Source organism: Streptomyces sp. NPDC050617, assembly GCF_040654795.1.
Classification (GTDB): Bacteria; Actinomycetota; Actinomycetes; order Streptomycetales; family Streptomycetaceae; genus Streptomyces.
This window is the reverse complement of record NZ_JBFAIS010000004.1, coordinates 213,030-227,674: the sequence shown is the minus strand read 5'-3', so window position 1 is coordinate 227,674 and position 14,645 is coordinate 213,030. Positions and strand designations below refer to the sequence as shown.

Sequence of the window (14,645 nt, the reverse complement as noted above, 5' to 3'; positions counted from 1 at the left end):
GGCGCGGGTTATCGTTTGAGTCCGTAAGGGTCGCGAACGGCAACGGTCGTACAGGAGCGGACGCAACCCGGCGGTGATGTGCCAGGGGCCCGGCAGGGTTCGCGGGAGGCGGCGAGAGATGCGGGAGAACACGACGTGACGGTGGACCGTTCGATCCGGGAGACCGAGAAGGCCGTACAGGCCAAGCTGGGCGACACGCCGATCCGGCACGAGCAGATGGTCGCGGTGGCGAACATCTACCGCGCCGCCGCGGCGGTGCGCCAGCACTTCGAGAACTCCGTGCTGCGCGGGGCCGAACTGACCTGGACCTCGTTCGTCGTGCTGTGGGTCGTATGGATCTGGGGCGAGATGGAGACCCGCCACGTGGCGGAGGAGGCGGGCATCTCCAAGGGCACCCTGACAGGCGTCTCCCGCACCCTCCAGAACCGCGGCCTGCTCGAACGCGGCGACCACCCCACCGACGGCCGCCTGGTGCTGCTGCGGCTGACGGACAAGGGTGAGGAGCTGATGGCCGAGGTCTTCCCCGCCTTCAACGCGGAGGAGGTCTTCGTCGCCGAGCGGCTGACCGACAAGGAGTGCGGGACGCTGGCCGACCTGCTGCGGAAGATCGTCACGCAGACGGAGGAGCACGGGGAGGAGCGGCGCCTCGCCCTCCTCGACGGAGCCGACCCGCGCCCGCGGCGCAGCGGCCGGCGCCCCTCGCGGAGCTGAGCGATTCGTCGGTTCCGCGCGCGACCCGCCGATGGCGCCCGGCCCGCAGCTTGAGCTCGACCCGCCGTCTGGGCCCAACGCGCCGCCTGAGCCCGACTCGCGGCCTGGGTCCGGCCCGCGGCCTAGGTCCGGCCCGCCGCCTGAGCCCGGCCCGCCGTCCGGGCCCGGCCCGCTGCCCGAGCTCGACCCGCCGCCTGATCCTGACCCACGGTCCGGGCCCCGCCCGCCCGTCAGGGCAGCCTCCCGGCGGCGGCGCTGGACGGCAGGCGGTCGCCGCACGCGTCGATGAGGGCGTCGAACAGGCCCTGCTGGGCGGGGTCCGTGAGGGCCGTGTCCTCGGGGTGCCACTGGACCGCCGCGAACCAGGCGCGGCGGCCCGGCAGTTCGAGGGCCTCGACGGTGCCGTCCTCGGCGCGGCCGGTGACCGAGAGGCCCTCGCCCAGCCGGTCCGCGCACTGGTGGTGGTAGCACGACACCTCCACTTCCCGGCCGCTTCCCGCGCCCGCCGCCGGGTCCATCGCGGCGGCGACCGCCGAGCCCGCCGCGAGCGCGACGCGGTGAACGCGGTGCCGGTGGTCGGCCCGTTCGCCGCCCATGTCCTGGCGAAGCGTTCCGCCCAGCGCGACGTTGACGACCTGGAGCCCGCGGCATATGGCCAGCAGCGGCAGCCCGCTCGACAGGGCGTGGCGCGCGACGGCGACGTCGAACGCGTCCTGCTCCGCGTCGACGTCGTAGACCCGGTCGTGCACCTCGGCGCCGCTGTCGTACAGGTGCGGCGCCACATCGCCGCCGCCCGGCAGCAGCACGCCGTCGCAGCGGGCCAGCCGCCCGGCCGCCTCCCGCGGCGGGCCCGGATGCATCATGAACGGCTCGCCGCCCGCGCGCAGCACGGCCGCCGACAGCGCCCGCGCGGTCACCACGGCTTCGTAGCGCAGCGCCGACGCCGTGGCGGAGAAGCGCTGGGGGAGCGCGATGAGAGGGCGGAGGGGGCTGCCGCGGTGCGCGGCGCCGTCGTGCGCGGCGGTCACCACTGGATCCACGTGGTCTTGAGCTCGGTGTACTTCTCCAGCGCGTGCACGGACTTGTCCCGCCCGTTGCCCGACTGCTTGTAGCCGCCGAAGGGCACCGAAAGGTCGCCCTCCTCATAGCAGTTGACCCAGACCGTGCCCGCGCGCAGGGCGCGCGAGAGGCGGTGGGCGGTGCCCAGGTCCGCGGTCCACACCCCCGCGGCGAGGCCGTACTCGGTGTCGTTGGCCAGCGCCACCGCCTCGTCCTCCGTGTCGAAGGCGAGCACGGACAGCACCGGGCCGAAGATCTCCTCCCGCGCGAGGCGCATGCCGGGCGTCACCCGGTCGAAGACCGTCGGCGCCAGATAGCTGCCGCCCGGTACGCGCTCCAGGCGGACGCCGCCGGTGCGCAGCCTGCCGCCCGCCTCCCGCCCGGCCCGTACGTGCCCGAGCACCGCCTCGGCCCGCGCCTCGCCCGCCACCGCGCCCATCTCCGTCGCCGGGTCCAGCGGGTCCCCGACGCGCAGCGCGCGGGCGCGCTCGACCACCGTGTCCACGACCTGTTCCGCGATCGAGGAGTGCACCAGCAGCCGGGAGGGGGCCGTGCACATCTCGCCTTGGTTGAAGAAGATCCCCCAGGCCGCCGTGGCGGCGGCGGCCCGCAGGTCGGGCGCGTCGGGCAGCACGATGTTCGGCGATTTTCCGCCCAGTTCGAGCCAGACGCGTTTGAGGTTGGAGTCGGCGGCGTAGCGCAGGAAATGGCGCCCCACGGCCGTCGATCCGGTGAAGGCGAGGACGTCCACGTCCGGGTGCAGGCCGAGCGCGCGCCCCGCCGTGGGGCCGTCGCCCGCGACGACGTTGAGCACCCCCGGCGGCAGCCCCGACTCGTCGGCGAGCCGGCCGAGGAGCAGCGCGGACAGCGGCGTCAGCTCGGACGGCTTGAGTACGGCCGTGCAGCCGGCGGCGAGGGCGGGGGCGAGCTTCCAGGCGGCGAGTGAGAGCGGGAAGTTCCAGGGGACGACCGCGCCGACGACGCCGGAGGGCTCGCGGGTGACGAGCGCGAGTGCGCCGGGGTCCGTGTGCGGGGACTCGTCGCGCAGCTTGTCCGCGAGCTGCCCGTACCAGCGGAACGTGGCGATGACGGCGCGCAGTTCGATCCCGTACGCCTCGGTGACCGGCTTGCCGTTCTCCAGGCTGACGGCCAGGGCGAGTTCCGTCCGGTGCTCTTCGAGCAGGTCGGCGAGGCGGAGCAGGGCGCGGCCGCGGTCGGCCGGGGCCAGCCGGGGCCAGGGGCCGGTGTCGAAGGCGCGGCGGGCGGCGTCCACCGCGCGGCCGACCTCCCGCTCCCCGGCGTCCGCGACGACCGCCAGTTCGCCGCCGTCGCGCGGGGAGACGACGCGGAAGGACGCGCCCGAGCCGTCCTCGTCCTTGCCCGCGAGGCGGTGGCGGGTGGGCGGCGTCCACCGCTCCGCCCGCCGCAGCCACGCGTCGTGGTCGCTGGCGTGCCCGCCCTCGCGCTCCTCGTCGCCCTTCTCTTCACGTCGCTGGTCGCTGTCCGGCATAGGCGATCTCTCCCGTCGCTCCCGTGTCCGCTGCGTCCTGTGCGCCGGGCGCGTGCGCCCCCGGCATGATGTTTGGGGCCAAATGATAGTCGCGAGCCGCCGCCGGGGAAGAGGGTTGACCGCCCCGAACGGGTCGCTTATTTTGTTTGGGCTCAAACGATTTGGTCCCCAAGGAAAATCGGAGGCTGCGATGGCTCCCCCCGCGCCCGCACCAGGGCCCCCGGCGCGTCAGGCGGCCCCGGCGCCGTCGGAGCACCGGGACCGCCCGGCCACCGCCACGGTGGCCGGGGTCACCGTCGACACCCGCCACTGGATCGGCGGTGAACGCCTCGGCTCCGCCGCCGCGTTCACCGACCGCTCGCCCATCGACGGCACGCCGCTCGCCGAGATCGCCCGAGGCGGCGCCGACGAGGCGCGGGCCGCCGTCGCCGCCGCCCGCGCCGCCTTCCCCGCCTGGGCCGCGACGCCGCCGAGCGAACGCGCCCGGCTGCTGCACGCCATCGCCGACGGCGTCGAAGCGCGCCTGGAGGACCTCGCCGCCGTCGAGACGGCCGACAACGGCGCCCTGCTCCGCTCCCACCGGCGCGGCGTCATGCCCCGCGCCGCGCACAACCTCCGGTTCTTCGCCGACCGCCTGCTCGCCCTCGGCCACGACGACTTCGCCACCCGCGGCCACACCAACCACGTGACCTGGGACCCGGCCGGGCCCGCCGCGCTCATCACACCGTGGAACGCGCCGCTGATGCTGGCCACCTGGAAGATCGGCCCCGCGCTGGCCGCCGGCGACCCGGTCGTCCTCAAGCCCGCCGAGTGGACCCCGCTCACCGCCTCGCTCTTCGCCGACATCACCGCCGAGGCCGGGCTGCCGCCAGGGGTCTTCAACGTCCTCCAGGGGTACGGGGACGAGGCCGGCGCGCCCCTCGTGGCCGACGCGGGCGTGCGCCGCGTCAGCTTCACCGGCTCCGTGCCCACGGCGCGGCGGATCGCCCGCGCGGCGGCCGAGCACCTGGTGCCCACCAGCTTCGAACTCGGCGGCAAGTCCCCGCTGCTCGTCTTCGCCGACGCCGACCTCGACCTCGCCGCCGACCTCGCCGTCGAGCAGTACGACAACGCGGGCCAGGTCTGCCTGGCCGCGACCCGGCTGCTCGTCGAGGAGTCCGTGCGCGACGCCTTCCTCGAACGCTTCCTGGACCGGGCCCGCGCCCTCGTCCAGGGCGACCCGCGCGAGGAGTCCACCGGCATCGGCCCCACCATCCACCCCCGCCACCTGGAGCGGGTCGACGGGTTCGTACAGCGGGCGCTGGCGGCCGGCGCCACCGCGCTCCTCGGCGGCGGACCGCACACCGAACTGTCCGAGCGGACCGGCGGCGCGTACTACCGGCCGACGCTGCTGACCGATGTCGCGCAGGACTCGGAGATCGTGCAGGAGGAGGTCTTCGGCCCCGTGCTCACCCTCCAGAGCTTCGCGGACGAGGACGAGGCGGTGGCCCTGGCCAACGACACCCGCTTCGGGCTGGCAGCCACCCTCGCCACCGGCGACCGCGAGCGCGCGGCCCGCGTCACGGCCCGCCTCGTCGCCGGTACGGTCTGGACCAACTGCTTCTTCGTACGCGACCTCGCCGCGCCCTTCGGCGGCGCCCGCGAGTCCGGCATGGGCCGTGAGGGCGGCGACTGGAGCTTCGACTTCTACTGCGACATCAAGAACACCGTCACCGCGCCGAAGGGGTGGCAGCGCCATGGGTGAGATCGTCGGGGCCGGCCTCCTCGCCCACGTCCCCACCATCGTCCTGCCCGAAGCGGGCCGCCGGGAGCTCAACGGCGGCCGCGAGGTCAGCCTCGTGCCGGGGCTGCGCAGGCTGCGCCGGGACGTCTTCGAGGAGCTCGACTACGACACCGTCGTCGTCCTGGACTCGCACTGGGCGACCACCGTCGAGTTCGTCGTCGCCGCGCAGTCCCGCAGGGCCGGGCTGTTCACCTCCGAGGAGCTGCCGCGCGGCATGTGCCGCATGCCCTACGACTTCCCCGGCGACCCCGAACTCGCCCGGTCCGCCGCCGGGTTCGCGGGGCGGCACGGCACCTGGATCACCCCGATCGACGACCCGTGCCTGCCGATCCACTACGCCACCGTCAACCTGTGGACGTATCTGGGCCGGGGCCTGCCCGACAAGCGGTGGATGTCGATCGGCGTGTGCCAGACCGGGGACGCCGAGGACCACCTCCGGCTCGGCCGCGCGCTCGCCGACGGGATCGCCGCGCTGCCCGGCCGCAGAGTGCTGCTGATCGCCTCCGGGGCGCTCTCCCACACCTTCTGGCCGCTGCGCGAACTCCGCGACCACGAGGCGAGCGACCCCGTGCACCTGCGCACCCCCGAGGCGCGCGCCGCCGACGAGGAGCGCATCGACTGGCTGCTGCGCGGCGACCACGCGCGCGTGCTGCGCACCATGCCCCAGTTCGCCGCCCACAAGCCCGAGGCGGGCTTCGGCCACTACCTGATGATGGCCGGCGCCCTGGGCGAGGAGCGGCTGACCGCGCCCGGCCGCGCCTACAGCGCGTACGAGAACTCGATCGGCACGGGCCAGGTCCACCTGTGGTTCGACCGCCCGGCGGCGGGCTGGGCCGCGTAACCGGCCCGGCAGGCCGCCCGTCTTTCCGGGGGCGCTCCGCGGGGCGCCCCCTTGAGCTGTCCGCAACTCCGAGGAGGACCAACCGAGATGAGCGACACACGGGAGTACCGCCGCATCCTGCTCGACGGCGCCGCCGTCCACGTGCGGCGGGAGGGCGACGAACTCGTGGCGGGCGACGGCCGCCGCGTGCGGGCCGCCGACGCGCACCACCTGCCGCCCGCGGAGCCGTCGAAGGTGATCGCGGTGCACCTCAACCACCGCAGCAGGGTGGCGGAGTTCCAGACCTCGCTGCCGCCCGCCCCCACGTACTTCCACAAGCCCGTCTCCGCCCTCAACGCGCACGGCGGCGCGGTGGTGCGCCCCGAGGGCTGCCGGTACCTCAACTACGAGGGCGAGATCGCGCTGGTCATCGGCCGCGTGTGCCGCAACGTCGCGCCGCGCGACGCGGGGGAGTACATCGCCGGGTACACCGTCGCGAACGACTACGGCCTGCACGACTTCCGCGACACGGACGCCGGTTCCATGCTGCGGGTCAAGGGCTCCGACACGCTCTGCCCGCTCGGCCCCGGACTGGTCACGGGGTGGGACTTCCACGGCAAGTACCTGCGTACGTACGTCAACGGGAAGCTGGTGCAGGACGGCTCGACCGACGAGATGACCTGGGACATGCACTACCTGGTCGCCGACATCGCCCGGACCATCACCCTCGTGCCCGGCGACGTCCTCCTCACGGGCACCCCGGCGAACTCGCGCCCCGTGGAGCCGGGCGACGTCGTGGAGGTCGAGGCGGAGGGGCTGGGGCGGCTGACCAACCGCATCGTGCCGGGGCCCGTGCCCGTACGGGACGACTGCGGGGCGCAGCCGACGGCCTCGGAGGAGGTCCTCTCCACGGCGTTCGGCGGCGACTGGGAATACCGCGGCATCCGCCCGCCCCGCCGATCCTGAGACACCACGGGTACGCCCCCGCCGACCGCTTCGAGTGGTCGGCGGGGGCGTACCCGTGGTTCAGGCCCGCGCCGGTCCGGGCGGGGCCGCCGCGGCCGGACCGGGCGCGGCCGGCGCCTTCACGGCGGACGTGGCGGCGAACAGCTCGGAGACCCGCTTCCCCTCCGCCGCGCTCTGCGGGAAGAGATACGCGCAGCCGACGTAGATCGCCAGGTTCAGGGCCATGCCCACGACCCCCGAGGTGAGGCCGTCCAGCCACGGGATGGAGGTGGGGTAGGCCGCCGAGAGCCCGGCCGCGGTGCAGAAGCCGGCCACGGTCCCGGCGACCGCGCCGATCCGGTTGCCGCGCTTCCAGAAGAGGCCCAGGAACTGCGGCACGGCGAGCTGCACCACCCCCTGGTACGCCATGATCGACAGCGTGATGAGGTTGCTGAGCCCGATGTTGGCGACCAGCGCGGAGGCCACCGTGTAGACGGCGATGGAGATCTTCGCCGCCAGCAGCCGCCCCTTGTCGTTCATCGGCCGGTACACCGCCACCAGGTCGTTGGAGATCAGCGTTCCCACGGACTGGAGCACCCCGTCGGCCATGCCGATCTGCGCGGCCAGGACGCACAGGGCGATCGCGATGATGATCCACGGCCCGCCGATGTGCTGGGCCAGTGTGAACAGGGCGCGGTCGGGGTTGTCGGAGACGCCGGGCAGCGTCCCGGACAGCAGGGCGGCGGTCAGCAGCAGCCCGGCGAAGACCAGCGAGGCGGGCATGACGAAGACCGCGGACCGCTTGACGCTCCGCACCCCGTCCGCGGTGAAGAGCCGCACGAACATCCCCGACAGGCACCAGCCGCCCACCGCGCCGGTGAAGGTCAGCGCGAAGAGGTAGAGCCCGCCCGTGCCGCCGCCGTCCATGGGCAGTGACAGCCGCTCGACGGGCAGCGCCGCGAACCCGTGCCCGTTCACGACCAGATAGACGATGAGCCCCACCAGCAGGGCCGAGCCGAAGACGTACGCGATCATGCCCTGGTAGAAGTCCGTGACGACCACGCCGCGCATGCCCATGCGCACCGTCCAGAACTGGCGCGCCACGAGGACCAGCACGCCCGCGAGCACCGACTGCGAGTAGCTGAGGTGCCCGAAGGAGATGTAGTAGAAGATCAGCCCCATCGCCTGCATCCCGAGCACGGTCATCGGGAAGTTGACGAGCACCTGGATGAGCGCGGGCACGGTGCGCGAGGCCGTTCCGCCGTAGCGCAGCCCGAACAGGTCGGACTGGGTGCGCAGCCCGTTCGTCTCGCCCCACATCCACACCCGCCGGGACATCAGATACATCAGCAGATAGGCGAACAGCCCGTAGACCAGCAGATGGAAGCCGATCACGCCGCTGCGCGCCGCGAGCCCGGAGTCGGCGATGAAGACCGAGCCGGGGAACCAGGTGTTGAGGACCGACATGGTCTGGTAGCCGCTGCCGAAGCTGCGCCCGCCCACGGCGTAGTCGGTGAAGTCGGCGTCGCGCCGGCGGTGCATGTACAGCGTGAGGAGCACTCCGGCGAAGAAGAGCACCACCATGCTGTAGCCGAGGAACACATTCACTGGGGGCGAACCCCTCTCAGGTCCGAGGAGGTGTCGGTCGTCGGCGCCGTCTTTCGACGTCGCCGTGTCGTCGTCGTGATCGGCGCGGTGGCCGTCGGCGCCGCGGTCAGTCGATCTCGCCGCGGGCCGCCTCGACGCAGTACAGGGCGATGACGCCGGCCGATACGTGCGCGCCGATGGCGATGAAGTACCAGAAGGACAGCGGGATTCCGCCCTGGAGCGCGGGGTCGCCCGCGGCCCAGTACACGGGCGGCGCCAGCGCCACCAGGCCGTCGAGCGCGAACCAGGAGCCGAAGAGCGCCCACTTGCGCCGCGGGGAGAGGGCGACGGCCCAGCGGGCGAACCGCCGCGCGAGCGGGCCGCGCTGGAAGGGCCGCGGCGGCCCCGCACCGGGCGTCGTGCCGTCGGGCGTCGGGTCAGCGGGCATCATGGACGATCTCTCCGTCGAAGACGGTCATCGCCACCGGCATCGCCGCGATCTCGTGCGGGTCCGCGTGCGCGAGATCGCCGTCCACCACGCAGATGTCGGCCGCCTTGCCCGCCTCCAGCGTCCCCTTCCAGTCCTCCGCGAAGTCCTGCCACGCGGCGTTCGAGGTGTACGCGCGGATCGCGGTCTCCAGATCGACGCACTGCTCGGGGCCGCTGCGCCGGCCGCTGGCCTTCGACTCCCGCAGCATCATCGACGCCACGCCCCGGCGCCAGTCGGGGTAGGTGATGGGCGCGTCCGAGCTGGCGGTGACCGGGATGCCGGCCTCGGAGGCGCTGCGTACGGGCCACTGGTACGCGGAGCGCTCGGGCCCCACGATCCCGTCCATCAGGTCGGCGATGGCGTCCTTGACGCCGGGGTTCATATTGATGCCCCAGCCGTGCCGGGAGAGCGTGGCGAGGGAGCGCGGCGAGGCGAAGTCGCCGTGGATGACGTAGTGGCGCGCGTCGGGGCGGGGGACGCCGGTCTGCGCCGCCTCGAAGGCGTCGACGACCGCGTCGATGCCGTGGTCCCCGGTGATGTGCACGCCGAGCTGGTGGCCCGCCGTGTGCGCGTACCGCACGATGGCGTCCAGTTCCTCGACGCGCTGCGTGTGGGTGTGGCCGTGCAGGCAGAGGCTGCCGTACCCGCCGCCCACGTACTCCTCGTGCATCCACGCGGTGCGGCTCGGCGGGATGCCGTCGGCGAACAGCTTGACGCCGAGGACGCGCAGCCGCCGCGGATCGGCCTCCGCGCACAGCCCCTCCAGCCGGGCCATCCGCTCGGGCAGGCGCCGGGCCGCGCCGCCCATCTCCAGGGGGAGCAGCAGCACGCTGACGCGCGCCCGGAGTTCGCCGGCCGCCTCCAGGCGCGCGTACATCTGGAGCGTCTCCGTGTCGGCGACGCCGAGGAAGAGCGAGGTGCCGCCGGGGCCGAGGCCCGGCTCGGTGAAGCTGGTGATGCCCTCGGAGTGGCAGACGGCGACGGCGGAGCGGATGGCGGCCTCGCGGGCGGCGTCGTCCATCAGCGGGACCGCGGAGTTCACCAGGTCCAGCGCGCCCTCGCGCAGGAGGCCCGTGGGGGCGCCGTCGGCGTCGGTCTCGATGATGCCGCCGGGCGGCGGCTCGGTGGCGCCGGTGATGTTCGCGGCCTCCAGGGCACGGGAGTTGAGCCAGGCGGTGTGCCCGGAGAACTCGTACAGGAGCACCGGGTGGTCCCGTGACACCTCGTCCAGGTCCTGGCGGCGCGGGGTGCGGCCCGGCTCCGCGAGGCACTCCTTCAGATAGCCGACGTCCCAGCCGTTGCCGAATATCCAGTCGCCGGGCGGGAGTTGTCCTGCCTTGCGGCGTACGGCCTCGCGGATGTCGGCGATCGAGGACACGGTGGGCGATGCCACGTCGAGGGCGAGCGGCGGCCGGGTGGCGCCGAAGGCGGCGGCGTGCAGATGCGAGTCGTTGATGCCGGGGAGTGCGGTGCGCCCTTCGAGGTCGATGACCTCGGTGCCGGGCCCGACGAGCGCGCGGATCTCGCTGTCGTCGCCGGTCGCCGCGATCAGGCCGTCGCGCACGGCGACGGCCTGCGTGGCGCGGAAGGCGGCGTCGACGGTCAGGACCGTGCCGTTGACCAGCACGAGGTCGGCAGGCTGGGGCATGGATGACCTCCCTCCAGTTCGTTTGGACCCAAACATATGCCTGGTGGCTGTCCCCGGCGCAAGGGTCCTGCGCGAATTCCCGGCCGCCTCCGGAACGGGCCGCGTGCCCCGCGCCCGTACGCGCCGCGCCCCGCCCGTACGTACGGCTACCGCGTCACCCGGCGAGCCGCTCCACCCGCCGCATCACGTCGCGGCAGAAGTCCCCGACGCCGTCCGGATCGTCCGTGAACTGCGACGGCTTGATGCAGAACGTCGTGAAGCCCTGCTCCATCTGCTCCGGCACGGCCTCCAGCGCCCGGTCGAGATCGGCCACCGACGTGTCGTCGGGGAAGACGGCGCGCGTGCCGCCGATCATCTCCAGCTCCGACATGTCGCGCCCGGCCTCCGCCATCGCCGCGCGCAGCTTCTCCAGCTCGCCCGGCGCGGGGCGGCCCAGCGGGTTGAAGCCGTGCCCGTACGCCACGAGCCGGCGCAGTACCGCGGCGTGCAGCGTCTGGCCGCCGAACCACAGCTCGGGGCCGCCCGCCCGGTACGGCTTCGGCTCCAAGTAGGCGTCGCGGAAGCGGTAGTGCTCGCCCTCGAAGGCGGCGGGGCCGGGCTCCCAGAGCAGCTTCCAGGCGGCGAGGTGCTCGTCGAGCAGCCTGCCGCGCCGGGCGAAGGGGACCTGGAGCGCGGCGTACTCGTCCTCGCTCCAGCTCACCGTCGGGAGCACCACCAGCCGCCCCTTGCTCAGCAGGTCGAGCGTGGCCAGCTCCTTGGCCAGCAGCAGCGGGTGGCGCAGCGGCGCCAGCACGGCCGCGGCGGCGAGTCGGATCCGCTCGGTGACGGCGGCCATGGCGGCGAGCAGGACGACGGAGCTGGGCCACGGGGTGTCCGGGGTCTGGTTGCCCGGCAGGGCGTACTCGCGCGGGTTGGGCATCGGCCCCTCGGCGCACGCGTCCGGACCGAGCACGATGTGCTCGCTGAGCATGACCGAGTCGAACCCGGCGTCCTCCGCCTCGCGGGCCCAGCGCACCAGGGCGTCCGTGTCGCAGCGGCCGCCGGTCATGGTCCAGTTCTCGGTCAGTACGAGCGTCATACGGGGGTGGGGCTTGGTCATCCGGGCTCCCGGCTGCGGTCGAGGCTCATTGTTTGGCCTCAAACGGTAGGCCGGTCCGGCACCGTCCTCAAGAGCCGCGGCGGAACCCGGTCCCGGAGGGTGGGCCGGTGCGGGCGCGGCGCCCGCGTGGAGGGGGGCTTCCCGCGGGGCGGTGTGGCCGGGCGCGCGGAGTCATCGGAGGTCTTGCTCGCCCAAGTCGTCCAGGGTGACGGGGCGGTGCATGGTGTCGGCGGCGCCGAAGCCCATCAACGACCTCAGGAGCGGGGTGTTCTGGGTACGCGTGACGCTGAACCCGTGGCGCTCGTACAGCGCCTTGGCGCGCGGGTTGAGGTCGATGACGTCGAGCCGGATCCGGGAGCAGGAGTTCTCGGCGGCCACGGCGGCGATCTCGCGCAGCAGCAGGCTCCCGATCCCCGCCCCGCGGCGCTCCGCCGCCACACAGATCCCGTCCATCACGAGCTCCCCCTCGGCGGGCCTGCGGGTGAGCAGGGCGAGGAGGGCGAGCCGGGGGACGCCTCGCAGCGGGCCGTACGCGGACAGCACGTCACGGGCCGAGCCGCCCATCAGGGCGCGGCCCGCGAGGTGGTAGCCGGCGACGCCCACCACGCGGCCCGCGCCGTCGAGCGCCGTGACGCCCCGGTCGCGGTGCAGATGGGCGGCGAGGAACGCCCGGCCCTTGGCGGGCGGCCCGAGCGCGCCGCCGAGCTTGCGGCCGAACGCCTCCCAGTACAGGGCGGCCACCTGGCGCTCGGCCCCTTCGGGGATTCCCCGGTGCGGCCGGGGGGTGCCGTTGTCGCTCATGCCGCTCTCCCTCTCCGTGCGGGCCGCCGCATCGCAACCCTCCGACGATCATAGTACGCTCGTATAAGAAACGATCGTTTGTGGATCGATAGTTTATAGGAGTCATCATGAGTGCCCGACCGTACGCGGACAGTCATGCGCCGCCGTCCCCCGAGGCGGCGGGAGGGGCGGCGTCAGGGGCAGGGGCAGGGGAGCGGGAGCGGAGCGGCGGGGCCCGGCTGGCGCAGGTGGACGCGCTGCGCGGCTTCGCGCTGTTCGGCATCCTCATGGTCAACATCACCTATATGGCCTCCGCCTACCACGGCACCGGCCTGGAGGACCCGGGCCTCGGCGGCCCGCTGAGCGAGGCCGCCCGCTGGGTGGTGGCGGTGCTCTTCGAGGCGAAGTTCTTCCTGCTGTTCTCGTTCCTGTTCGGCTACAGCTTCACGCTGCAGATCGACTCGGCCGGGCGGCGCGGCGACCGCTTCACACCGCGCTTCCTGCGCCGCCTGACCGGGCTGTTCGTGATCGGCGCCGTGCACGCCGTCGTCCTCTTCCCCGGCGACATCCTCACCCTGTACGCCGTGCTCGGCCTGATCCTGCTCGCGCTGCGCCGCCTCCGGCCCCGCACCGCCGTACGCGTCGCGGTGGCACTCCTCGTGATCACTGCCGTCGGATACGGGCTCCTCGCGCTCGCCGCCTGGCAGTCGGGTGCGGACGGCGTGATCCCGCCCTCCACGGCGACCGCCGCCGCCCAGGCGACCGACGCGCTGCGCGGCGGACCGGCCGCGGTCATCGGCGCCCACCTCGACCAGCTGCCGGACATGGCCTTCCTGCTGATCTTCTTCCAGGCCCCGTCCGCGCTCGCCGCCTTCCTGCTGGGACTGGCGGCCGGACGCCGCCGGGCCCTCGCGGACACCGGCGCGCACCAGCGGTTCCTGCGGCGGCTCCAGTGGACCGGCTTCACGGCCGGCCTGCTGGGCGGCGTCGTGTACGCGGCCGTGAACCTGAACCACCCCGCCTACCAGGCGGGCGCCATGGGCCTCGACGTGCTCACCGCACCGCTGCTCGCCGCCGCCTACGCGGCGACGGTGCTCCGGCTCGCAGGCGGCCGTCGCGGCCGGGCGGTGATCGCGGCGCTCGCCCCGGCGGGCCGGATGTCGCTCACCAACTATCTCGGACAGTCTCTGGTCGGCGCCCTGCTGTTCACGGGCTTCGGGGCCGCCCTGATCGGCCGCGTCCCGCCCGCCGGGGTCGCGGGAATCGCCCTGGCCCTGTTCGCGGCGCAGGCGGCGGCCAGCCGGTGGTGGCTGCGGCGCCACGCCTACGGGCCGCTGGAGTGGCTGCTGCGCGCCTGGGCCACGCTGTCGGCGCCCCCGTGGCGCCCGCGCCCGTAGCCCGCGTCCGTACACCTTCCACCCTCCACCCTCCACCTTCCCGACCCGATCCATGAGGAAAGGCGCATCGACATGTCCACAAGGAAGTTCAAGACCGTGGTCCGGCAGAAGACCTCGAACCGCATCGTGGTGGCCGTGGGGTTCCCCGCCCTCGGCGCGCTGGCCGGCTGGCTGCTGAAGCTCCTGGCCAACTGGTCGGCCTCCTGGTCATGGGTTCCGTGGGAGGGCCCGGTCAAGATCATCAACGGGGCGCCCGAACCGGCGGCGACGCTGGTGAGCCTGGCGATCGGGGCGGTGGCCGGCGGCGTCATCGTGTTCCTGGCCGAGTACGGCTATGTGACCGTCACCATCGAGAACGACCAGATCAGGACGGCCCGCGGCGACTCCCGCCAGACCGTTCCCCGGACCGCGGTCGGCGCGGTGTTCGCCGACGGCAAGCGGCTGGTGGTGCTCGGCAGACGCGGCGAGGAACTGGCCGTGGAGAGCAAGAACGAGGGCGCGGACCTGCCGACGATCGCGCAGCTCGCGGAGGGCTTCCAGGCCCACGGCTATCCATGGATGCCCGGCGGAGACCCCTACCGGGACGAGTACAAGCGCTGGGTCGAGGACATGCCGAACCTGCCGCCCGGCGCGAACGCGCTGTTCAAGGCGCGGGCCGCTGCCCTGGAGAAGGAGGACGAGAAGAACATCGCGGAGCTGCGGAAGGAACTGGCCAAGCTCGGCCTGGTCGTACGCGACACGGACGACCGGCAGTGGTGGCGCCGCGTCCAGCAGCGGGCGGGAGCCGAATGGGCCGCCGAGGTGTAGCGGGGGCGA

At 73.7% G+C, this 14,645-nt stretch carries 13 protein-coding genes; 6 read left to right on the top strand and 7 right to left on the bottom strand.

What is annotated here, in order from left to right:
- Positions 1–135 precede the first annotated feature (135 nt).
- Positions 136–711 carry a MarR family transcriptional regulator gene (locus tag AB0I49_RS07885; RefSeq protein ID WP_363225945.1) on the top strand — a complete coding sequence of 192 codons (576 nt, stop codon included), beginning with the start codon at positions 136–138 and terminating at the stop codon, positions 709–711.
- 230 nt (positions 712–941) lie between these two features.
- Here AB0I49_RS07885 and AB0I49_RS07880 read toward each other — a convergent pair whose 3' ends face one another.
- Together AB0I49_RS07880 and AB0I49_RS07875 are read right to left on the bottom strand one after the other, a co-directional pair.
- Complete coding sequence (locus tag AB0I49_RS07880) at positions 942–1,739, bottom strand: type 1 glutamine amidotransferase (protein WP_363225944.1); 798 nt, start codon at positions 1,737–1,739, stop codon at positions 942–944.
- Positions 1,736–3,280 carry an aldehyde dehydrogenase gene (locus tag AB0I49_RS07875; protein WP_363225942.1) on the bottom strand — a complete coding sequence of 515 codons (1,545 nt, stop codon included), beginning with the start codon at positions 3,278–3,280 and terminating at the stop codon, positions 1,736–1,738. The genes AB0I49_RS07880 and AB0I49_RS07875 overlap by 4 nt, the downstream gene beginning before the upstream one ends.
- A gap of 190 nt (positions 3,281–3,470) precedes the next feature.
- On the opposite strand from AB0I49_RS07875, the gene AB0I49_RS07870 reads away from it, so the two are divergent.
- From AB0I49_RS07870 to AB0I49_RS07860, 3 genes are all read left to right on the top strand, one after another.
- Entirely contained in the window at positions 3,471–5,024 is a 1,554-nt protein-coding gene (locus AB0I49_RS07870) for an aldehyde dehydrogenase family protein (protein WP_363225941.1), read from the top strand.
- Positions 5,017–5,904, top strand: a complete 888-nt coding sequence (locus AB0I49_RS07865) for a 3,4-dihydroxyphenylacetate 2,3-dioxygenase (protein ID WP_363225940.1) — start codon at positions 5,017–5,019, stop codon at positions 5,902–5,904. Before AB0I49_RS07870 ends, AB0I49_RS07865 begins: the two co-directional genes overlap by 8 nt.
- Positions 5,905–5,991: 87 nt before the next feature.
- Entirely contained in the window at positions 5,992–6,849 is an 858-nt protein-coding gene (locus AB0I49_RS07860) for a fumarylacetoacetate hydrolase family protein (protein WP_363225939.1), read from the top strand.
- 60 nt (positions 6,850–6,909) lie between these two features.
- Here the strand turns inward: AB0I49_RS07860 and AB0I49_RS07855 are convergent, their stop codons facing one another.
- The 5 genes from AB0I49_RS07855 to AB0I49_RS07835 form a co-directional block, all read right to left on the bottom strand.
- On the bottom strand, positions 6,910–8,436 hold the full coding sequence (locus AB0I49_RS07855) for a sodium:solute symporter family protein (protein WP_363225938.1): 1,527 nt from the start codon (positions 8,434–8,436) through the stop codon (positions 6,910–6,912).
- A gap of 106 nt (positions 8,437–8,542) precedes the next feature.
- Entirely contained in the window at positions 8,543–8,866 is a 324-nt protein-coding gene (locus AB0I49_RS07850) for a hypothetical protein (protein WP_363225937.1), read from the bottom strand.
- Positions 8,853–10,553 (bottom strand): amidohydrolase, encoded by a 1,701-nt coding sequence (locus AB0I49_RS07845; RefSeq protein WP_363225936.1) that lies wholly within the window; start codon positions 10,551–10,553, stop codon positions 8,853–8,855. The genes AB0I49_RS07850 and AB0I49_RS07845 overlap by 14 nt, the downstream gene beginning before the upstream one ends.
- A gap of 154 nt (positions 10,554–10,707) precedes the next feature.
- Positions 10,708–11,652 (bottom strand): TIGR03619 family F420-dependent LLM class oxidoreductase, encoded by a 945-nt coding sequence (locus tag AB0I49_RS07840; protein ID WP_363225935.1) that lies wholly within the window; start codon positions 11,650–11,652, stop codon positions 10,708–10,710.
- Between the two features lie 171 nt (positions 11,653–11,823).
- Positions 11,824–12,453, bottom strand: a complete 630-nt coding sequence (locus AB0I49_RS07835) for a GNAT family N-acetyltransferase (RefSeq protein WP_363225934.1) — start codon at positions 12,451–12,453, stop codon at positions 11,824–11,826.
- Positions 12,454–12,560: 107 nt separating this feature from the next.
- On the opposite strand from AB0I49_RS07835, the gene AB0I49_RS07830 reads away from it, so the two are divergent.
- A complete protein-coding gene (locus AB0I49_RS07830; RefSeq protein WP_363225933.1) occupies positions 12,561–13,829 on the top strand; it encodes a DUF418 domain-containing protein in 1,269 nt (422 codons plus the stop codon).
- Positions 13,830–13,901: 72 nt separating this feature from the next.
- Entirely contained in the window at positions 13,902–14,636 is a 735-nt protein-coding gene (locus tag AB0I49_RS07825; protein WP_363225932.1) for a hypothetical protein, read from the top strand.
- Positions 14,637–14,645 lie beyond the last annotated feature (9 nt).

Excerpts from the sequence above, each read along its gene's own strand:
- AB0I49_RS07875 (WP_363225942.1), bottom strand. The coding sequence starts at position 3,280 with ATGCCGGACAGCGACCAGCGACGTGAAGAGAAGGGCGACGAGGAGCGC.
- AB0I49_RS07870 (WP_363225941.1), top strand. The coding sequence starts at position 3,471 with ATGGCTCCCCCCGCGCCCGCACCAGGGCCCCCGGCGCGTCAGGCGGCC.
- AB0I49_RS07865 (WP_363225940.1), top strand. The coding sequence starts at position 5,017 with ATGGGTGAGATCGTCGGGGCCGGCCTCCTCGCCCACGTCCCCACCATC.
- AB0I49_RS07860 (WP_363225939.1), top strand. The coding sequence starts at position 5,992 with ATGAGCGACACACGGGAGTACCGCCGCATCCTGCTCGACGGCGCCGCC.
- AB0I49_RS07850 (WP_363225937.1), bottom strand. The coding sequence starts at position 8,866 with ATGATGCCCGCTGACCCGACGCCCGACGGCACGACGCCCGGTGCGGGG.
- AB0I49_RS07845 (WP_363225936.1), bottom strand. The coding sequence starts at position 10,553 with ATGCCCCAGCCTGCCGACCTCGTGCTGGTCAACGGCACGGTCCTGACC.
- AB0I49_RS07840 (WP_363225935.1), bottom strand. The coding sequence starts at position 11,652 with ATGACCAAGCCCCACCCCCGTATGACGCTCGTACTGACCGAGAACTGG.
- AB0I49_RS07835 (WP_363225934.1), bottom strand. The coding sequence starts at position 12,453 with ATGAGCGACAACGGCACCCCCCGGCCGCACCGGGGAATCCCCGAAGGG.
- AB0I49_RS07830 (WP_363225933.1), top strand. The coding sequence starts at position 12,561 with ATGAGTGCCCGACCGTACGCGGACAGTCATGCGCCGCCGTCCCCCGAG.
- AB0I49_RS07825 (WP_363225932.1), top strand. The coding sequence starts at position 13,902 with ATGTCCACAAGGAAGTTCAAGACCGTGGTCCGGCAGAAGACCTCGAAC.